At 57.0% G+C, this 19,450-nt stretch carries 16 protein-coding genes; 5 read left to right on the forward strand and 11 right to left on the reverse strand.

Annotated elements, in window-relative coordinates:
• Window positions 1-35: 35 nt before the first annotated feature.
• The 3 genes from ACR0M9_RS01885 to ACR0M9_RS01895 all read left to right on the forward strand — a co-directional run bounded on the left by ACR0M9_RS01885 (window position 36) and on the right by ACR0M9_RS01895 (window position 3,205).
• A complete protein-coding gene (locus ACR0M9_RS01885) occupies window positions 36-371 on the forward strand; it encodes an SMR family transporter (RefSeq protein WP_209596305.1) in 336 nt (111 codons plus the stop codon).
• A 76-nt stretch (window positions 372-447) separates the two neighbouring features.
• Entirely contained in the window at window positions 448-2,265 is a 1,818-nt protein-coding gene (typA, locus tag ACR0M9_RS01890; protein WP_209596307.1) for a translational GTPase TypA, read from the forward strand.
• A gap of 301 nt (window positions 2,266-2,566) precedes the next feature.
• Window positions 2,567-3,205, forward strand: coding sequence for a hypothetical protein (locus tag ACR0M9_RS01895; protein ID WP_480772716.1), 639 nt, complete (start codon window positions 2,567-2,569; stop codon window positions 3,203-3,205).
• Between the two features lie 217 nt (window positions 3,206-3,422).
• Here the strand turns inward: ACR0M9_RS01895 and ACR0M9_RS01900 are convergent, their stop codons facing one another.
• The 4 genes from ACR0M9_RS01900 to recA form a co-directional block, all read right to left on the reverse strand.
• Window positions 3,423-4,046 (reverse strand): transglutaminase-like cysteine peptidase, encoded by a 624-nt coding sequence (locus tag ACR0M9_RS01900; RefSeq protein ID WP_480485607.1) that lies wholly within the window; start codon window positions 4,044-4,046, stop codon window positions 3,423-3,425.
• A gap of 372 nt (window positions 4,047-4,418) precedes the next feature.
• Window positions 4,419-4,706: a DUF1330 domain-containing protein gene (locus tag ACR0M9_RS01905; RefSeq protein ID WP_480480870.1), complete on the reverse strand. Its 288-nt coding sequence runs from the start codon at window positions 4,704-4,706 to the stop codon at window positions 4,419-4,421.
• A 1-nt stretch (window position 4,707) separates the two neighbouring features.
• Window positions 4,708-7,380: an alanine--tRNA ligase gene (gene alaS / locus ACR0M9_RS01910; protein ID WP_480772717.1), complete on the reverse strand. Its 2,673-nt coding sequence runs from the start codon at window positions 7,378-7,380 to the stop codon at window positions 4,708-4,710.
• 169 nt (window positions 7,381-7,549) lie between these two features.
• Window positions 7,550-8,617, reverse strand: coding sequence for a recombinase RecA (gene recA, locus ACR0M9_RS01915; protein ID WP_267366220.1), 1,068 nt, complete (start codon window positions 8,615-8,617; stop codon window positions 7,550-7,552).
• 192 nt (window positions 8,618-8,809) lie between these two features.
• Between recA and ACR0M9_RS01920 the strand changes: the two genes are divergently transcribed.
• Window positions 8,810-9,403 (forward strand): sulfotransferase family protein, encoded by a 594-nt coding sequence (locus ACR0M9_RS01920; RefSeq protein WP_480480866.1) that lies wholly within the window; start codon window positions 8,810-8,812, stop codon window positions 9,401-9,403.
• Window positions 9,404-9,407: 4 nt separating this feature from the next.
• Here the strand turns inward: ACR0M9_RS01920 and ACR0M9_RS01925 are convergent, their stop codons facing one another.
• The 3 genes from ACR0M9_RS01925 to guaB all read right to left on the reverse strand — a co-directional run bounded on the left by ACR0M9_RS01925 (window position 9,408) and on the right by guaB (window position 14,507).
• On the reverse strand, window positions 9,408-11,699 hold the full coding sequence (locus ACR0M9_RS01925; protein ID WP_480772718.1) for an ATP-binding response regulator: 2,292 nt from the start codon (window positions 11,697-11,699) through the stop codon (window positions 9,408-9,410).
• Between the two features lie 108 nt (window positions 11,700-11,807).
• Window positions 11,808-12,965 carry an RsmB/NOP family class I SAM-dependent RNA methyltransferase gene (locus ACR0M9_RS01930; RefSeq protein WP_480772719.1) on the reverse strand — a complete coding sequence of 386 codons (1,158 nt, stop codon included), beginning with the start codon at window positions 12,963-12,965 and terminating at the stop codon, window positions 11,808-11,810.
• Window positions 12,966-13,058: 93 nt separating this feature from the next.
• On the reverse strand, window positions 13,059-14,507 hold the full coding sequence (guaB, locus tag ACR0M9_RS01935; protein WP_480485596.1) for an IMP dehydrogenase: 1,449 nt from the start codon (window positions 14,505-14,507) through the stop codon (window positions 13,059-13,061).
• Between the two features lie 217 nt (window positions 14,508-14,724).
• On the opposite strand from guaB, the gene ACR0M9_RS01940 reads away from it, so the two are divergent.
• Entirely contained in the window at window positions 14,725-16,770 is a 2,046-nt protein-coding gene (locus ACR0M9_RS01940; RefSeq protein ID WP_480772720.1) for an ASKHA domain-containing protein, read from the forward strand.
• Between the two features lie 53 nt (window positions 16,771-16,823).
• On the opposite strand, the gene ACR0M9_RS01945 is transcribed toward ACR0M9_RS01940, so the two are convergent.
• Genes ACR0M9_RS01945 through ACR0M9_RS01960 form a run of 4 tightly spaced genes read right to left on the reverse strand, consistent with a single transcriptional unit; the run spans window position 16,824 to window position 19,444 of the window.
• Entirely contained in the window at window positions 16,824-17,930 is a 1,107-nt protein-coding gene (locus ACR0M9_RS01945; RefSeq protein WP_480772721.1) for an alpha-hydroxy acid oxidase, read from the reverse strand.
• The gene (comE, locus tag ACR0M9_RS01950) at window positions 17,930-18,484 is read right to left on the reverse strand and encodes a sulfopyruvate decarboxylase subunit beta (RefSeq protein ID WP_209503877.1); all 555 of its coding nucleotides are present in this window, start codon (window positions 18,482-18,484) and stop codon (window positions 17,930-17,932) included. The genes ACR0M9_RS01945 and comE overlap by 1 nt, the downstream gene beginning before the upstream one ends.
• Window positions 18,481-18,987 (reverse strand): sulfopyruvate decarboxylase subunit alpha, encoded by a 507-nt coding sequence (gene comD / locus ACR0M9_RS01955; protein ID WP_209503876.1) that lies wholly within the window; start codon window positions 18,985-18,987, stop codon window positions 18,481-18,483. Before comD ends, comE begins: the two co-directional genes overlap by 4 nt.
• 46 nt (window positions 18,988-19,033) lie before the next feature.
• A complete protein-coding gene (locus ACR0M9_RS01960; protein ID WP_209503875.1) occupies window positions 19,034-19,444 on the reverse strand; it encodes a universal stress protein in 411 nt (136 codons plus the stop codon).
• Between the last annotated feature and the right edge of the window lie 6 nt (window positions 19,445-19,450).

The following is a 19,450-nucleotide window of genomic DNA, read 5'->3' on the forward strand; positions in this document are numbered from 1 at the left end:
AGGCCACCCGACGCACCCTTTTCCGAGGTATTCAAATGCCCCAAGCCTATCTGTATCTGTTGCTGGCTGTGCTGGCTGAAACCATTGGCACAACGGCCCTGCAAGCCAGCCAGCAGTTTACGCGGTTCTGGCCATCCGTGATCGTTATCGTTGGGTACGCGTTTGCATTCTACCTTTTGGCGATGACGTTGAAGGTCATGCCTGTCGGCATTGTTTATGCTATCTGGTCCGGACTAGGCATCTTTCTGATCGCGCTCATCGGTTTTATCGTTTTCGGTCAGCGTTTGGATTGGCCGGCAATACTCGGATTGGCGATGATTCTGGCGGGAATCCTGATCATTCACCTCTTTTCAAAGACTGCCGGGCACTGAAGGCCGGTTAGGGCTGGTATATTTTGCCGCGCCGCGTTATGCGCGCGGCAACTTCCCGTTCAAAGGCTGACCTCTCATGGACCTGCGCAACATCGCAATCATCGCTCACGTGGACCACGGCAAAACGACCCTGGTGGACGAGCTGCTCAAACAATCCGGTGCATTCCGGGAAAATCAGGCCGTCGCGGAACGCGCCATGGACAGTAACGACCTGGAGCGTGAACGCGGCATCACCATCCTGGCCAAGGCCACCTCGGTTGAGTGGAAAGACACGCGCATCAATATTGTCGACACCCCTGGCCACGCCGATTTCGGCGGCGAGGTCGAGCGCATTCTCAGCATGGTCGACGGTGTTGTTCTGTTGGTGGACGCCGCAGAAGGCCCGATGCCCCAGACCAAGTTTGTAACGTCCAAGGCACTGGCGCTGGGCCTACGCCCGATCGTGGTTCTGAACAAGGTCGATAAGCCGGATGCCGAACCTGACCGCGCACTGGACGAATGCTTTGACCTGTTCGCCAATCTCGGCGCGGATGACGACCAGTTGGATTTTCCTTCAATGTACGCCTCGGGCCGTTCGGGCTGGGCGGATATGGAGTTGGACGGTCCCCGCAAAGACTTGAGCGCGCTATTCGACCTGATCGTCGATCATGTCCCTGCCCCGAAGCAGGTCGAACACAAAAATGAACCCTTCCGGATGCTGGCCACGACATTGGGCAGCGATCCCTTCATCGGTCGTATCCTGACCGGTCGTGTGGAAAGTGGCACGCTGAAGGCTGGCGACAACCTCAAGGCGCTCAGCCGCGATGGTTCGGTCATCGAAAACTTCCGCGCCACGAAAATCCTGGCGTTCCGGGGACTGGCCCAGCAGCCCATTGATGTGGCCGAAGCAGGCGACATCGTGACCATCGCTGGCATGAGCAAAGCCACCGTAGCGGATTCGCTGGTTGCCCCTCAGGTCACTGAGGCCCTGCCCGCGCAGCCCATCGATCCACCGACCATTACCGTGACCTTCGGTATTAATGATTCTCCGCTGGCAGGCCGTGACGGCAAAAAAGTTCAATCTCGCGTCATTCGTGACCGGCTGATGAAGGAAGCCGAGTCGAACGTCGCCATCCGTGTCACCGACACCCCCGGCGGTGAGGCGTTCGAGGTTGCGGGCCGCGGCGAGTTGCAAATGGGTGTTCTGATCGAGAATATGCGCCGAGAAGGCTTTGAGCTCAGCATCTCGCGCCCGCAGGTTCTGTTCCGTGAAGAAGACGGGCAGCGGCTTGAGCCTATCGAAGAAGTCACCATCGACGTGGATGACGAATATTCTGGTTCCGTTATTGAAAAGGTTACCGGCGCACGTAAGGGTGAACTGGTCGAGATGCGCCCGGCCGGTACGGGCAAGACGCGGATCATCGCCCATGTCCCGTCCCGCGGTCTGATCGGTTACCACGGCGAATTCCTGACCGACACGCGCGGTACGGGTGTACTTAACCGCGTGTTCCATGACTGGGCGCCACATAAGGGGCAGATTCCGGGCCGTCGCGCAGGCGTTCTGATCTCGATGGAGAAAGGTCAGGCTGTGGCTTATGCGCTGTGGAACCTGGAAGAACGTGGCCGTATGTTTGTTGGTCCGCAAACAGACGTATATCAGGGTATGGTGATCGGCGAACACTCGCGAGACAACGATCTGGAAGTGAACCCGCTCAAAGGCAAGAAGTTGACAAACGTGCGCGCCAGTGGATCCGACGACGCGGTCCGCCTGACGCCGCATATTCAGTTCTCACTGGAAGAGGCAATTGCCTATATCGACGATGATGAACTGGTGGAAGTTACACCAAACGCGGTGCGCCTGCGGAAGCGTTTTCTTGACCCGCACGAGCGTAAGCGGATGGCCAAATCTGCCTAGAACACCCTCAGGTTGCAAACTGACCAAACGGAAACAATGGCAATAGTGTGGCATATTTGCTTCCAATACGACAAAAGACGAAATCAGAAAAACCGGGCTCACTGCCCGGTTTTTATTTGAAAACTAACACCTTTCTCCGCATGGTTGAAAATTTCCGCCCCGGGCCTCACCAACAAGATATTGTAGGCGCCCTCGAATTATGGTCAAAACACGTCAGAAGTGTGACGTCCTTCACAAACACCGATACGGGAATGGTGCATAGAAGGACGTAGTTTAGTTATCGAGTTCCAAGGAGTTCAAAATGGGTAATAGAGCTCGCAAGTTTCCACTGTTTTTTATTGCGACAACTTTTCTGCTTTCACCTGCCGGTGAAACCTTTGCCGCTGGGACATGTACGGTTGCAACAGCACGGCAATCCGCTGCGTCCGCGCAGGTTTTGTGCGAATGCGATACTGTGACATCCGGCATGATCCGCTACATTCAACGCCGTCATGACTTCGATCAGATCCTGGCGCGCGTCGGTGCAGAATGCGCCCCGCTGGCAGGTCTGCTAAGTGACTTCCCGACCGCATCGATCGGTGTCTCAGACCAGAGATCCGGCGACGGACCTTCCCAAGAAAATGGCACGCCCCCCAATGGTGGCGGCGGTAACCCAACCGGTGGCGAAGAACCTGGTGGTGAAGAACCCGGTGGCGAAGAGCCCGGTGGTGAAGAACCCGGTGGCGAAGAACCTGGTGGTGAAGAACCCGGTGGTGAAGAGCCCGGTGGCGAAGAACCCGGTGGTGAAGAACCCGGTGGCGAAGAGCCCGGTGGAGAAGAACCCGGTGGCGAAGAGCCCGGTGGAGAAGAACCTGGTGGCGAAGAGCCCGGTGGAGAAGAACCCGGTGGGGAAGAACCCGGTGGTGAAGAGCCCGGTGGTGAAGAGCACGAAGAAGACTGATAAAGACGAAACCGAATACCAGCGAACCGGCCCTAGGAACGCGGAGCATATTCGATAGAAAAAACTCTGCTGGTCGAGGCTTCGGGGCTGGAATACGTCGATACGCAAAACGTTCGGATTAATCCGTCCAAGCGTAAGGTCAAAGACTACACTCTTGGGCGCAGACCAAATCTGCGTCCAAGGGTAAGATTTTGGGTAGGTAAATATACCGCTGAGGTCAACTGCGCCCGTAAACGCCGACCCATTGACTGGGTCGCTTCGGATCTTGCATGCGCAGGAACAAATAGCGCGTAGCTGTCCAGGGTTTGATCCGGTTTGTGAGATTGTCCAAGATCAGGTCGCCCTGCGCCGAGCGGTAGACCAGAACCGCATGAGGCGTCCGGCGTGTGTCCAGAACGGTCGCAATCAAAAGCTTACTTGGATCAACCCCGGCATGGATCAGATCCCTTTTCTTCAACAATGCAAAGTCTTCACAATCACCGCCTCTGGGTGTTGGCAAGGCCCATCGCTCACGCGTTTTGTACTGGGACTGATCCGTAACTTCCCGGGTCGACGCGTTTACGCGGCGATTCACTTGATTTACCACCGTCAGCTCTTGGTGGCTGGACAACGTGACCGAGCGTTTTGCAGTGCAAGCCCAGTTATATTGGTTGCATAGGTTGATTGCGCCTGAGGGCGGAGGCGAAGACGCAACGATAGGGATAAAGACGCCGTCGGATGCCTGCGCGACAGGTGCGGAGGCGATTACGCCGATACATACGGTGCAGATACCCACTGCGCGCGCCGCAGCCGATGCAAGAGCGGCAACACACCTCTTGGCTAAATTCGCGAATGAAATCATGCGAGTTCCCCGATCCGATGTTCTTCGAACGATTGCATGTCCAACTGCACCACATTCTGTTTCTTGAAACTATCTGTGATCAGGCGTTTCGCGCAATCTTTTGAGAACCTGCAAAGGAAACGGGGCGAAAATTCGTCCGAGAATCTGACAATTTCACGTAAGAATTTTGTTGGCGCGGCCACAATTCTGCCAGGACCCATTCGACAGAACAGGAGCATCAAAGGGTAAGTGATTGAATTAAATCAATTAAACAAAAAACAGCCCGCTGTCGCGTGCTAATCAGTATCAACCAAACATGACATAAGCCGAATCTTGCTTATTCACTGCCGGTTTTCTTGGAAATATCAGCGCCTTGGACGCAAGGCCCATATGTCACTCGGTGATTTCCACCACAACCAGTTCACGCTCACTTGCGCCGCGCGCGTGATTCAGGGCCTGCTGGTACTCATCCGAGTTATAGCATTCAACCGCAGCCTCCAGCGTTGGGAAGCGCGCCACTACGTTTCGTGGACGTTCCTTACCTTCCAGCTGAACGTACCGTGCAGCACGGGCGATAAACTCGCCCCCGTGCTTGGCGATGGCCGGTCCGGCCAGTTCCGCGTATTTGCCGTAAGCCTCAGTGTTCGTCACCGTGACATGCGCAATCCAAAGAGCAGCCATATTAACCTCCCAAAACCTGTTGTGCGGCCTTGATTGCCGCATCTGCATTTGATGCATCCTTGCCGCCGCCCTGGGCCATATCAGGACGACCGCCGCCGCCTTTTCCGCCCAACTCGATTACCGCAGCTTTGACAAGATCCACCGCCGAAATCCGTCCGATCAGGTCTTCTGTCACACCAGCCGCAACGGCCGCCTTGCCGCCCGTATCCGCAATCAGCAACACCGCACCCGATCCAAGGCGGCTTTTGTGTTCGTCGATCAACGCGGGAAGGTCCTTGCCTGAAACACCGCTGAGCGCTTGTGCCAGGAATTTCACACCGTTTACATCCCGCGCCTCGGCACCACCGCCCTGACCGGCCCCGCCAGCCATAGCCAGATCCCGGCGCAACTGAGCCACTTCGTTCTGCAAGGCCTTGCGTTCGTCCAGAAGGCTTTTCACGCGCGCCACCACGTCGTCCGGTTGCGCCTTCAGTTCCGATGCCACCTGAGCCAGACGTTGATCCTGTGCCGAAAGATAGCGGAAGGCCTCATCCCCGGTCAGCGCTTCGATCCGGCGCACACCTGCACTGCTGGCGCTGTCACCCAACACAACAAAGGTGCCGATATCACCTGTCTGGCGCACATGTGTGCCGCCACAGAGTTCTATCGACCACGTATCGCCGTCATGGCCTTTGCCTGTTGGTGCCTTGCCCATGGAGACGACACGAACCTCGTCACCATATTTCTCGCCGAACAGGGCCTGCGCGCCCAATGCGCGCGCGTCGTCGGGTGTCATGACCCGGGTTTCAACAGTCGAATTCTGGCGGATGAAATCGTTCACCTCACGTTCGACTTTCTGGATTTCCTCTAGGCTCAGCGCTTTGGAATGACTGAAGTCGAACCGCAGACGATCCGCTGCGTTCAGCGAACCGCGTTGTGCTACGTGGTCACCTAGCGTTTCGCGCAGGGCTTCATGCAGCAGGTGCGTGGCCGAGTGATTGGCGCGAATGGCGGAACGGCGGGCGTGATCAACCTCAAGCTCTACCGCGTCGCCCTTGCAAACAACGCCGCTTTGAACCGCCACCTTATGAGCATAGACCTTGCCGTCGGCAAACTTCCTCGTGTCCTCCACGCGGCTCAGGTGATCGCGATCCTCCAGCCTACGCAACGCGCCAGTATCGCCGACCTGACCGCCGGCCTCCCCGTAGAACGGGGTCTGGTTCACGACGACCCAACCGCTGCTGCCCGCGTCGATCTTGTCGACCATTGCGCCATCAACAACCAAAGCGGCAACCTGCGCTTCGGCTTTCTCGGTATCGTAGCCCAGAAAATCCGTCGCACCGGCGGTATCCAGCACATCAAACCATACAACCTGATCCGCTGCTTCACCTGACCCGGCCCATGCAGCACGTGCCTTGGCCTTCTGTTCAGCCATCGCGGTGTCAAAACCGTCCGTGTCGACGCTCAGGCCCTTTTCACGCAGCGCATCCTGCGTAAGATCCAGTGGGAAGCCATACGTGTCGTAAAGCTTAAAGGCCGCTTCACCTGACAGGGGTGCCCCCTCAGAAAGCCCTGAAACCTCATCATCCAGCAACTTCAGACCACGGTCCAGTGTCTGCTTGAACCGGGTTTCTTCCAGCAGCAGCGTCTCTTCGATAAGCGGTTGCGCCTGTTTCAGTTCAGAATAATGCCCGCCCATCTGCTGCACCAGCGTAGGTACCAGGCGATGCATGACAGGATCCTTGGCGCCCAGCAGGTGCGCATGGCGCATGGCGCGGCGCATGATCCGGCGCAGAACATATCCCCGGCCGTCATTGCTGGGCATCACACCGTCTGCAATCAGGAACGAGGTCGACCGCAGGTGATCCGCGATCACCCTGTGATGCACGTTCTGGTCGCCATACGGGTCGACACCGGTCGCATCTGCCGAAGCCTCGATCAAGGTCTTGAACAGGTCGGTGTCATAATTGTCATGACTGCCCTGCAACAGCGCCCCAATCCGTTCGAGCCCCATACCTGTATCGATCGACTGCATGTCAAGTTCGACCATCGAGCCATCTTCGAACTGCTCGTTTTGCATGAAAACGACGTTCCAGATTTCGATGAATCGGTCGCCATCCTCCTCGGGTGATCCCGGAGGGCCACCCCAGATGTGATCGCCGTGATCATAGAAGATCTCGGTGCACGGGCCGCAAGGTCCGGTCGGACCCATCTGCCAGAAATTGTCACTGGTGGCGATACGAATGATCCGGTCCTCGGGCACACCGACCTTTTTCCAGATTTCAAAGGCTTCATCATCGGTATGATAGACGGTGGTCAACAGGCGAGTCTTGTCGATACCGAATTCCCTGGTGATCAGTTCCCAGGCAAAAGGGATCGCTTCATGTTTGAAATAATCCCCGAATGAGAAGTTTCCCAGCATCTCAAAAAACGTATGGTGACGCGCCGTATAGCCAACATTGTCGAGGTCGTTGTGCTTGCCACCCGCACGCACACATTTCTGCGCCGTAGTGGCGCGTTTGTAATCGCGGGTTTCCAGACCGGTGAACAGGTTCTTGAACTGCACCATGCCTGAGTTCACGAACATCAGCGTCGGGTCATTGCGCGGCACCAGCGGGCTGGACGCGACGACCTCATGCCCTTGTTTTTCAAAGTAGTTCAGAAAAGTCGATCGGATGTCGTTCAGGGTTGGCATAGGGCTCTCTCGGCGCACATATATCTTGGTCTCCGTTGGTTTAGCCCCCTGTCAGGTGAGTGTCCACAGCAGAGGCACACAGGAACGAAACAAGGCGACCCGATCAGGTCGCCTTGTTTCAAGTGTTATAGTCTTTGCGCAGATGTCAGGGGTTACCCACCTCAGGACATCACGCCTCCAGAATATCGTCATCCTCGGCAACGCCTGGCGACATATCGAATTCCAGCCCATGCGCCGCGCGGATCTTGTCTTCGATGTCCAGCGCCACCCGACTGTTTTCCCGCAGGTATTGTTTGGCGTTCTCGCGCCCCTGCCCGATCCGCTCATCACCATAGCTGAACCAGGATCCTGACTTTTCAACAACGCCGGCTTTGACACCCAAATCCAGCAATTCGCCCATCTTCGAGATGCCTTCGCCATACATGATGTCGAACTCGACCTGTTTGAACGGCGGTGCGACCTTGTTCTTCACAACTTTGACGCGGGTCTGGTTCCCGACCACTTCATCCCGGTCCTTGATCGCGCCAATCCGGCGGATATCCAGCCGAACCGAGCTGTAGAATTTCAGCGCGTTACCACCGGTTGTGGTTTCCGGGCTGCCGAACATCACGCCGATCTTCATACGGATCTGGTTGATGAAGATGACCATGCAGTTCGAACGGCTGATCGAGCCTGTCAGTTTGCGCATTGCCTGGCTCATCAGCCGGGCCTGAACACCCACGCTGCTGTCGCCCATGTCCCCTTCGAGTTCCGATTTCGGCGTCAGGGCAGCGACCGAGTCGACAACAACCATATTGACTGCGCCCGAGCGTACCAGAGTATCTGTGATTTCAAGCGCCTGCTCACCGGTGTCAGGCTGCGAGATCAAAAGCTCATCCAGATCAACGCCCAGCTTGCGGGCATATTGCGGGTCCAGAGCGTGTTCCGCATCTACGAACGCGCAAACTCCGCCGCGCTTTTGCTGCTCAGCAATGCAATGAAGGGTCAAAGTGGTTTTACCCGAGCTCTCAGGCCCGTAAATCTCAACGATACGCCCCATCGGCAGCCCGCCGATACCCAGCGCGATATCCAGACCCAGCGACCCGGTCGAGCTCGCCTCGATATCCTGCCGGGCATCTTCTCCCAGCTTCATGATCGACCCCTTGCCGAACTGCCGTTCGATCTGGGCCAGCGCACTGTCGAGCGCCTTTTGCTTGTCTGCGTTTTTCTTGTCGCTCATTGTCAGAAGATCCGCCATTGTCCTGTCGCCTTCCCTTTTGTCACACCCTTAATCGGGCGGCAATCGCTGCTTTGTTCGCCTCTTGTTCCTTATGAGATCAAAAAGAGAACATTTCAACTAAAACTTACAGAAATCAGTCTTCTGCAATTGTATTAAAGAGTCGTTTACGACAATCTGCACAAGTAACATGGCAACCTCGGGAACCGATAAATGCTTGTTTTTTATAAAGAACGACTTGCTTTTCTTTCAGTCCCCAAGACCGGAAGCACGGCTTATCACACGGCGTTGCGTGACCGGGCCGATCTCATCGTGACACATCCGCCAGAGCTGAAACACGCCCCGGTGCGTCGGTATGACCGGTTTTTCCAGACCATGTTTCGAAAACTGTTTGATACCGAGATGGAAATTATGGCCGTTGTGCGCGAGCCGTTGGATTGGCTGGGCAGCTGGTACCGGTTTCGCAGTCGTGAAGACTTGATAGGTCAACCGCGCTCGACACGTGACATGAGTTTTGACGCATTCGTTCAAGCCTATTTGCTGGACACACGTCCCGAGTTCGCAAATGTCGGCAGCCAGGCGCAATTCTTCCGTACCCGCAACGACAGTGCTGGCGCTCGTCATATCTTCAAATACGAACATCAGGACAAGGTGTTGGACTTTCTGCAAACACGTCTGGACATGCAGATCGACCTGAAGCGCGAAAACGTATCGCCTCCGGGAGATTTGCATCTGTCACCTGCTACCGAACAGAAGTTTAGAAATGCCTGCCCGGAAGAATTTGCGCTGCACAAAGCCGCATTGTGATCCATCAGTTGAGTTGTTGAAACACGGCCTCTGTCAGTTGGGTGAGGGAAAACGGTTTGGGCAGAAAGGTTGAGTTGGCAATATCCGGACCGGTATCGCCGAAAACGCCTTCGGTATACCCGGACACGAAAATCACACGCGCATCCGGGCGCGTCTCCATGGCCTTGCGCACCCAAGTGGGCCCGTCCATTCTTGGCATGACAACATCTGTGACGAATACATCAACACTTAACGCGGAATCTTCAAGCAGTCGAAGCGCCTCTTCCGCCGAGTCCGCCTCGAGCACGGTGTAACCTTTCAGCCGCAGGGCGCGGGTCGCAAAGGCGCGAACAGGCGCCTCATCCTCGACCAGCAGCACCACGCCTTCGCCCTGCCTGGCGCTCTGGGCTTCGGGCTGGACTGGCGATTCAGTTTCGACCTCGGACGTCGTCGCGCAAACCGGAAGAAAGACAGTGAACTCGGTGCCCCATCCAATTGCGCTGTCGACAAAGATAAACCCACCGGTTTGCTTTACGATCCCGTAGGCCGTTGACAACCCCAACCCGGTGCCCTCACCAGTTCGTTTCGTGGTGTAGAAGGGTTCGAAAATCTTCTGCAGCTTATCTGCTGGGATACCAACACCGCCATCCACAACCTTGACTGTCACATAGTCGCCCGGTTGTACGGTTGCCCTGTCCCGCATGAGAGGCTGCAAAAGGGTCAACACACTGGTTTCAATGCGAATTTCACCACCGTCCGGCATGGCATCTCGTGCGTTAACGACAAGGTTCATCAGCACCTGCTCAAGTTGACGCTTGTCCGCCCGCACGGGTTTGAGCACCGGATCGTGGCTCAGCGTCAATTGCACCTTCTCGCCAACCAAACGGTTCAGCAAGTGAATAAGATCCGATATCGTGTCACGCAGATCCAACACTTCGGGCCTGAGGGTCTGTTTTCGCGAAAACGCCAAAAGCTGACTGACCAGCGCGGCGGCCCGGTTGGCATTCTGATTGATCTGCACCAAATCCCCGTAGTCCGGGTCATTCTGGTCATGGCGCAACAGCAGCAGATCGCAGTGACCGGAAATGGCCGTCAGCAGGTTGTTGAAATCATGTGCAACACCTCCGGCCAATTGCCCCACGGCCTGCATCTTCTGGCCCTGAACGAATTGAGCTTCGAGCGTCTTCAGTTCAGTCGCATCGTTCAGAACCGCGATCAGGCATATCTTTCCATCGACAAACACACGGCTCAGGGTGACTTGAACAAAGATTTCCTTGTCGTCCCTAATGAACTGCAAAAACTCTGATCGCTGCGTTTCTTCATGCGCCTCGGTTCGTTTCAACCAATCCAGCACAGGCCCCCCCACGCCCCGCATGATGTCGCTGATGTTACCGCCTTCAAGCTGCTTCTTTCCCAACAGTTTCGCCGCCAGCCGATTACTGTCCAGAATGATGCCGTCCTCGGAAAGTCTGAGGATTGGAACCGGAAGGTCAGAGAAGGACATGACCGCATCCTGTGCGGGCACCTGCGTAATCGGTAACAAACAAAGGCTTCGTTCCGACACGGATTGAGAAAATTCGGACACGGCTGCCAGAATATGACCATCGCGGGTCCTGACTGCGTTGACAGCCCCGGTCCGCGGTTCGGCTTCGCTGAAAATATCCTGCGCCCTGGCAGGGTGCGCACCAAACAAACGCTCGGCCGTGGCATTGACGCGCAATACGTCACCTGCGCGTCCAAGGGTTACGACCGGCAAGCCAAGGGTTTGCCAGCTATCCTGTTGAACACAGCTAAAGTTCCAGTAGAACAGTCCCGGCCGCAATCGGTGCACGGAAACCGAAATAGTCCGATCGCCACCGGGAAACTCGCTCTGGGCGCTTCCTGTGGATTGCGCCCGCGATTGTAGGCTCAACAAGATCGCCGAAGGGTTAGCAAACCTGGAGCGCAAACAGCGGGCTAGGTTTTCGCCTCGTATGGCCCCCAGCTTTTTGTCCGCCAGGACGTTCGCGGCCAATATGTCACCATACCCGTTTGAGATCACGACCGGAGCATCCTCGCGCTCTGCGAAAGCGGCCAAAAGGGCTGATATCTGTTGCAAATGCCTGTTCGTAATCGCCCCCTTGATCCCAAACAAGAGCGCCACAACCAAAAGGGAAATGCCTGTTGCCAGCAAACCTTTTGTCCAATCCGACGGCAGAAACCCAACCGCAGGTGCCAGGCTGATCAACAGCGCCACAAACACTAACGACCCGATCCGAAACACCGATGGAGTATTAGCGGCTGAAGGGGCTGGAACAAATTCAGTGATGTCAGGCATAAACGGCTCGGGCACAGGTTTTGCGGTAATAACAGGTAGAATTGGTTAACACTCGCCTAACGGCGTTAAAAAACAAGTTAGCTACCCAAGGTTGTATTTACCGAAAGATCAGCGCGTCAAGTGTGACGTAAAGAACCCGTCGGACCCGCGAGTTACCTGCCATGCCTGCCGGAAGGTTTCACGCCAGCCCGCATGTTGCGCCAGAAACCTGTCGACAACCGCATCGTTCTCGTCGGCAAGAACCGAACATGTTGCATATGCCAGCACTCCACCTGCTTGGACCAACGGCGTGATTTGTGCAAGAATGTCAGCTTGGATGACCGTGAGATCTTGCAAACGGTCTTCAGTCAATGCCCATTTACCTGCCGGTGCGCGCCGCCACGAACCGCTGCCGGAACACGGGGCGTCGGCCAAAATGACGTCAAAAGGCCCGTGATTGGCAAGATCTGCGCTGTTCAGGATGGTTATTCTGGCCCCGGCCCGTTCTGCCCGCGCTGGAATATCCTTCATTCGGCGCGCGTTCACATCATGAGCGTAAACCTCGACACCCTTGTTCGCAGCAATCGCAAGCGACTTGCCACCGCCCCCGGCGCAGTAGTCCAAAACGCGCATTCCAGAGCGCAGATCCAAGGAAGCAACAACCGCCTGACTTGCCGCATCCTGAAGCTCGACCAAACCCTGAGCGTATGCCTGGCTTTGCGCAATCCGACGCGCGCCCTCTGTCACCTCCAGAGCGGTTTCACAAATCGGCGTTGGACGGGCTGAAATACCGTCGGTCGCCAAAGCATCAATCGCCCAGGTTACATCCGTTTTCAATAAATTGACCCGCAGAAAAACCGGGGCGCGTTCCTGCAATGCCAATGCGCAAGGAACGGCGGCATCGTTCAAGGATGCGACGAGCTTTGGCCACAGCCAGTCGGGAAAATCATATCTCTCGGCTTCGGATGCAAAATCCCTTGATACTTCGTCATTTTGAAGGGCTTCGGGCGCGTGGCGGTCGCCGGTAAACAACTCAACAGGGTCTTCATCCGATGCGCGAATGGCGCCGATCATCAGGCCGCGACCAGTTCCGGAACCACCCAACGCAGCAAACGAGCGTTTGCACCGCAAAGCGTCAAACACATGATCGCGAATAGCTGCCCGATCCTTGGAGCCCGCAAACCTGCTGCGCCGCGCCCAGCCGGTCAGCGCCTTTTCAACCGGGGCCCCGGCGAGAATTTCATCCAGAATTTCAATCGAGGCCTGAACGCGGGCAGCAGGTGTCATCACGGATTACCTTGGCTGAAAAAGGCCGTGACAGGCCAATCCAAAATCACTACGGCACCCCGTGCTAGGGTGCCGTATGTCATGCGCAACGGCTTACATCACCCGGTAGTTCGGGCTTTCACGTGTGATCTGAACATCGTGTACGTGGCTCTCTTTCAGACCTGCGCCCGTGATCTTCACGAATTGGCAGTTTCTGCGCATCTCTTCGACAGTCGCGCAGCCGGTGTATCCCATCGCAGCGCGCAAACCACCAACAAGCTGGTGGATCACTGCACTGGCTGATCCTTTGTAAGGAACCTGCCCTTCGATCCCTTCAGGTACCAGCTTGTCATTTGCCGCGTCCTTCTGGAAATACCGATCCGCCGATCCGCGCGCCATCGCGCCAAGACTGCCCATACCGCGATAGGATTTGAACGACCGGCCCTGATACAGAATGACCTCACCCGGGCTTTCGTCTGTGCCCGCGATCATCGAACCCACCATGGCGCACGACGCACCGGCGGCAATTGCCTTGGCAAAATCGCCCGAAAACTTGATGCCACCATCCGCAATGACCGGAACATCCCCCGCCGCGGCGGCACAATCACTGATCGCGGTCAACTGAGGGACACCAACGCCCGCCACCATGCGTGTTGTACAGATCGAGCCGGGGCCAATACCCACCTTGATGGCGTCAGCACCTGCGTCGATCAGCGCCTTGGTCGCCTCGCCTGTAGCAACGTTTCCGGCAATGATCTGAACCTCGTTCGACAGGGTTTTGACCCGTCTCACCGCATCCAGCACGCCCTGAGAGTGACCATGCGCCGTATCGACCACAATGATATCAACGCCCGAAGCTACCAGCTGCTCGGACCGCTCAAAACCCGCGTCTCCAACCGAAGTCGCGGCAGCCACTCGCAGGCGGCCAAGCCGGTCTTTGCACGCTGTTGGGTTCAGAACCGCCTGTTCGGTGTCTTTCAACGTTAGCAGACCTGTAAGTTTACCCGTGCCATCAACCACAAGCAATTTTTCGATACGACGGGCCCGCATCAGGCTTTTAGCCTCTTCCAGATCGGCGGGTTCTTTCAGCATTGCCAGGTTTTCCGAGGTCATCATCGCCTTGATCGGAGTGTTGTCGGAATTGGCAAAGCGCATATCCCTGTTGGTCACGATACCAACAACGCGGCCATCCGCGTCAACTACCGGGAAACCGGTAAAATTATAGCGCTCGACCAGAGCCTTCGCATCGGCCAGGGTTTGGTCCGCGCGCAAGGTAACAGGGTTGTAGACGATGCCCGACTCGAACCGTTTGACGCGGCGAACTTCGCGAGACTGCTCTTCTACGGAAAGGTTCTTGTGGATGACCCCGATACCGCCTGCCTGTGCCATGGCAATGGCCATGCGCGCCTCGGTCACCGTGTCCATGGCCGAGCTCAGCAGCGGGATGTTCATGGTAATCTCACGCGTGACACGCGTGGTGGTGTCCGCTGTTGCCGGCAGCACTGAAGATGCGGCCGGAACCAGAAGAACGTCGTCAAAGGTGAGTGCCTCACGAATCTGCATCTGAATACCCCATGCAAAAGCCCGTTTGGCGGTGACCCTATTGCATGGATTGAACCAAAGGAAAAGCCCTTGAGGGCAACTCTGTGGCTCTAGTTGACTATACAGCCGAAGAAAACGACGCATGCCGTGCAAATCGTGCCGCTGATAGCCCTTTCCCTTTGCGCTCAAACCCATATCTTGCCGGGAAAACGCGCGAACACAAAAAGGCATGTCACTCATGACCAACGACCCACTTGTCGTCTTTACCCCGTCCGGCAAACGCGGGCATTTTCCTGTCGGCACGCCCATTCTGACCGCAGCCCGCCAATTGGGAGTGGATCTGGATTCGGTCTGCGGGGGCCGCGGTATCTGTTCAAAGTGTCAGATCACCCCAAGCTATGGCGAATTTCCCAAGCACGGCGTCACGGTGGCCCAGGATGCGCTGAGCGAATGGAACGCGGTCGAGCAACGTTATGACGACAAGCGCGGCCTGAAACCCGGTCGTCGTCTGGGCTGTCAGGCCTCGGTTCAGGGCGATGTCGTGATCGACGTGCCGCCGGAAAGCCAGGTGCATCGTCAGGTCGTTCGCAAGGCCGCCACTGCACGCGCCATCACCATGGATCCGGCAACGCGTCTGTATTTCGTGGTGGTGGAAGAGCCCGACATGCATTCGCCAACCGGCGATCTGGAGCGCCTTGAACGTGCGCTGCGCGAGCAATGGAAAATTGACGCGGCCACGGCGGACCTATCGCTTCTGTCCAAGCTGCAGCCGGTTCTGCGCAAAGGCAAATGGGAAGTCACTGTGGCAGTTCACAAAGGCCACAAGGACAGCGTCGCACGCATTGTCGAAATCTGGCCCGGCCTGCACGAAGGCGGGATGTATGGGCTGGCCATCGACCTCGGCTCAACTACGATTGCGGCTCATCTGACCGACCTGGAAACCGGCGAAGTCAAAGCGTCATCGGGTCTGATGAACCCGCAAATCCGCTTTGGCGAAGACCTGATGAGCCGTGTTTCATATTCCATGATGAACCCCGGCGGGGATCGGGAAATGACAAAAGCCGTGCGCGAGGCGATCAATGATCTGACCACCGCAATCGCCGAAGAAGCCGGCATTGACACCGCGCTGATCGTTGAAACGGTGTTTGTCTGTAACCCGGTCATGCACCATCTGCTGCTGGGTCTGGATCCCGTCGAGCTGGGTCAGGCGCCCTTTGCCCTGGCCACGTCCGAGTCGATGTCCCTGCCCGCACGTGAGATGGAACTGACCACCATGAACCCCCGCGCGCAGGTCTACATCCTGCCTTGCATCGCGGGCCATGTGGGCGCGGATTGTGCGGCGGTTGCCCTGTCCGAAGAACCCGGCAAATCCGAGGATTTGGTTCTGATCGTCGATGTGGGCACCAATGCCGAAATCCTGCTGGGCAACACCAGCCGCGTTCTGGCCTGTTCCTCACCTACCGGGCCTGCGTTTGAAGGCGCTCAGATCAGTTCTGGCCAGCGCGCAGCACCCGGCGCGATCGAGCGGATCGAAATCGATCCCCTTACCAAGGAACCCCGCTTTCGCATCATCGGGTCCGAGAAATGGTCGGACGAAGACGGCTTTGACCTTGATGTCGCCACCACTGGTATCACCGGCATCTGCGGCTCGGGCATTATCGAAGCTGTGGCCGAGATGCGTATGGCTGGCCTTCTGGATGAAAGCGGCCTGATCGGATCGGCCGAACAGACTGGAACGGCCCGCTGCATTCCTGAAGGACGCACACACGCTTACCTGATTCACGATGCCAGCGCCGAAGGTGGCCCCCGCATCACCGTCACGCAGGGCGACATCCGCGCCATCCAGCTGGCAAAATCCGCGCTATATGCCGGTGCGCGTCTGCTGATGGACGAGATGGAAGTTGACAAGGTGGATCGTGTGGTTCTGGCCGGTGCCTTTGGAGCTCATATTTCGACCAAACACGCCATGGTTCTGGGCATGATCCCTGATGCACCGCTGGACAAGGTCACCAGCGCGGGTAACGCCGCTGGTACAGGTGCGCGGATTGCGCTGTGCAATATCGGATCACGCGCTGAAATCGAACGCGTCGTGCGCGAGATCACCAAGATCGAAACCGCAATTGAGCCGAAGTTCCAGGATCATTTCGTGGCCGCCAACGCGATCCCGCACAAAACCGATCCGTTTCCGGAACTGGCGCAGGTTGTCACGCTGCCCAATCCAAGCTTCAACACAGGTGGAGAGAGCGAAACAGGCGGTGGGCGCCGTCGCAGACGCCGCGGTTAAACCAGCATAGGAACGACTCGCAGGTACGCCTCGGGTCGTTCCCCAAACTGGTTTCAGGTTTCGAGACGCACCTCGTCCAGCGACGAAACGCCCATCTGCGCCATGGCAATACTCATTTCATCACTCAGCACAGACCACAGTTGCTCAAGCCCTTCTTCCCCTTCTGCCGCGATTGCAAATTGCAGGATGCGGCCGAAGAAGGCAAAATCTGCGCCGTTTGCCAAGGCTTTCAAAACATCCTCGCCCGAGCGCAAACCGCTGTCGTAAAACAGCGGATATTCCGGACCGACGGCGTTCCGAATTTCAGGCAATACGGCAATCGGCGCGGGCGCACTGTCCAACTGGCGGCCACCGTGGCTTGAGACCTGAATGGCATCGACACCTGCCGACTTGAGGTTCAGCGCGTCCTCTGCATCCAGAACGCCCTTGACGACCAGTTTCCCGGCCCACTGGTCGCGCAGACGGTCCAAAGTCTCCCAAGTCGCCTTGGCCCGGCTTTCCCGTCGATCAAAATCATATCCGTCCATCAGGAAATTCGCCATTTCGGGCTTGCCCCGCAGTAGCGTTGATAGCGACCACCGGGGGTGCAGGGCAAAATCAAGCACCTGTTTTGGCCCCATTTTGAATGGCATCCTGAACCCATGGCGCAATTCACGCGGGCGACGTCCCACTTCGGGCACGTCAACCGTCAGTACCAGCGTTTCGTACCCCGCAGCCTTTGCGCGCTCGACCAGCTTGAACGTGCCACTGCCATCGCCGCTGAAATACAGCTGAAACCAGGCATGTCCTTCTGCCTCGACAATCAGGTCTTCCAACGGGGTCGATGCGACGGTTGAGACCCCAAGCGGCACCTCGTACCGCGCCGCAAGACGTGCCAGCATCAGATCTGCACCGGGGGCCGACAGATTGCACATGCCCATCGGTGCGATGCCAAACGGGCGTTGGGTCGACCTGCCAAAGACGGAACAAGTAAGCGACCTTTCGCTGACATCATTCAGAATTCTAGGGCGAAGGGTCAGCGCATCCAGTGCAGCCCTGTTTCGGGCTGCACCAACCTCGGACCCGGCGGAACCGTCGATATAGTCAAATACCATCCACGGCAGACGCCGCCGCGCGAGGCGGCGGGCGTCCTCGGAACTGTGGATAGCGCTGGATAACATCAGGCCTGTACGGCCTTCATGAACCGGTCGCGGATCACCACCGGATCCATCGTGATAACAGGCATCTTGGCATTTCCGCTTTCGCACTTAGCCACGATGATGGTCATCTGTTTCGAATCCAGCGCTTCTTGCAGCACGCGGCCGGTGTCTTCGGCCTGACATTCGATTACGCGCTCGCATCCTGCGGCTTCCGCCATTTTCGCCAGAGAGGTCTTCTGCCCGGCATACGTCGGCTGATCCCCAGTGGACCCGTACGACCCATTATCGACGATCAACAGGATATAGTTGTCCGCCACGTTGTTGGCGATGGTCGGCAAGGTACCCAGATTGGTCAGAACCGACCCGTCCCCATCGATCACGATAACCGGCTTGGGCTGCGACAAGGCCAGACCCAGACCGATGGATGAGGCCAGCCCCATCGTGCCCAGCATGTAGAAATTGGTGGGCTGGTCGTCGATGGCATGCAGTTCCTGACTTGGAATGCCGATGTTACAAACAACAAGCTGATCGCGCAGGATCGGAGCGATTTCTTTCAGAATCTCAGAACGGATCATTGGTCGCCATAGCCTCCCCAGAAACTGGCATCGGTCAGAATGGCGACCGGTTTATTGCACATAAAGGTGTATTTGAGGATCGTGTCGAGCTCCTCAACATCTGACTGATGGTGGAAATGATAAGTCGGGATATTCAGCTGAGCCAGCAGCGCTTTGGTATGCACGGCCATTTCAACCTGGCAGGCAACCGGTTCGCGCAGCTCTCCGCGATAGGAAATCAGCATCGGCAATGGCATGCGGTAAAACTGGATCAGTGTCGCCAGCGTGTTGATCGTCACACCGATTGCGGTGTTTTGCATGATGATCGCGGGACGCTTGCCGCCCATCCATGCCCCGGCGCACAGGCCCATCCCCTCGTCTTCCTTGTTGGACGGGATGTGATAGATGTCCTCTCGCTGGTCGATTTCAGCGATGACGCCTGCCAGTTGCTTGCAGGGGACGGTGGTGACGAACGAGATATCGTTGGCCACCAGGTCGTCGGTTATCTTCTTGTCTATGTTCATGGTCGGGCTGTTGGTCCTGTTGGGGCGCTTGGCGCGATTAAGGAAATCAGGTTCTGCGGTGCACATGTACAGCGCAGGGGGCATGACGAACAACGCGTGACGCTGTCGATCCCAGAAAGTAGTCGCTTAGATCCGGTTTATGCGAACCTATGACAATGCAGTCCACATTGTTGCTGGTCGCGTAGTCAATGATGGTGCGGGCGGTGTGCCCTTTGATGATTTCGGCTTTCACACCATCCAGCCCGTCAACTTTTTGCAACAAGGCCTGCCTCGCGCGCTCGAACCCTTCGGCTACTGCGGATTTGTCCAGATAGGCGCTGACCGATCCCTGTGGCATTTCGTAGACATGCAAGCCGATGACCTCGGCCCCGTTTTCGGACAAGGCACGCGCGACTTCCAGCGTATGCTGTGAAATGCCGTGATCCAAAGCCATCGGGACCAGAATTTTCTTATACATGGTGGC

It is taken from the genome of Ruegeria sp. CH2, from assembly GCF_056537065.1.

Excerpts from the sequence above, each read along its gene's own strand:
- ACR0M9_RS01885 (WP_209596305.1), top strand. The coding sequence starts at position 36 with ATGCCCCAAGCCTATCTGTATCTGTTGCTGGCTGTGCTGGCTGAAACC.
- typA (WP_209596307.1), top strand. The coding sequence starts at position 448 with ATGGACCTGCGCAACATCGCAATCATCGCTCACGTGGACCACGGCAAA.
- ACR0M9_RS01895 (WP_480772716.1), top strand. The coding sequence starts at position 2,567 with ATGGGTAATAGAGCTCGCAAGTTTCCACTGTTTTTTATTGCGACAACT.
- ACR0M9_RS01900 (WP_480485607.1), bottom strand. The coding sequence starts at position 4,046 with ATGATTTCATTCGCGAATTTAGCCAAGAGGTGTGTTGCCGCTCTTGCA.
- ACR0M9_RS01905 (WP_480480870.1), bottom strand. The coding sequence starts at position 4,706 with ATGGCTGCTCTTTGGATTGCGCATGTCACGGTGACGAACACTGAGGCT.
- alaS (WP_480772717.1), bottom strand. The coding sequence starts at position 7,380 with ATGCCAACCCTGAACGACATCCGATCGACTTTTCTGAACTACTTTGAA.
- recA (WP_267366220.1), bottom strand. The coding sequence starts at position 8,617 with ATGGCGGATCTTCTGACAATGAGCGACAAGAAAAACGCAGACAAGCAA.
- ACR0M9_RS01920 (WP_480480866.1), top strand. The coding sequence starts at position 8,810 with ATGCTTGTTTTTTATAAAGAACGACTTGCTTTTCTTTCAGTCCCCAAG.
- ACR0M9_RS01925 (WP_480772718.1), bottom strand. The coding sequence starts at position 11,699 with ATGCCTGACATCACTGAATTTGTTCCAGCCCCTTCAGCCGCTAATACT.
- ACR0M9_RS01930 (WP_480772719.1), bottom strand. The coding sequence starts at position 12,965 with ATGACACCTGCTGCCCGCGTTCAGGCCTCGATTGAAATTCTGGATGAA.
- guaB (WP_480485596.1), bottom strand. The coding sequence starts at position 14,507 with ATGCAGATTCGTGAGGCACTCACCTTTGACGACGTTCTTCTGGTTCCG.
- ACR0M9_RS01940 (WP_480772720.1), top strand. The coding sequence starts at position 14,725 with ATGACCAACGACCCACTTGTCGTCTTTACCCCGTCCGGCAAACGCGGG.
- ACR0M9_RS01945 (WP_480772721.1), bottom strand. The coding sequence starts at position 17,930 with ATGTTATCCAGCGCTATCCACAGTTCCGAGGACGCCCGCCGCCTCGCG.
- comE (WP_209503877.1), bottom strand. The coding sequence starts at position 18,484 with ATGATCCGTTCTGAGATTCTGAAAGAAATCGCTCCGATCCTGCGCGAT.
- comD (WP_209503876.1), bottom strand. The coding sequence starts at position 18,987 with ATGAACATAGACAAGAAGATAACCGACGACCTGGTGGCCAACGATATC.
- ACR0M9_RS01960 (WP_209503875.1), bottom strand. The coding sequence starts at position 19,444 with ATGTATAAGAAAATTCTGGTCCCGATGGCTTTGGATCACGGCATTTCA.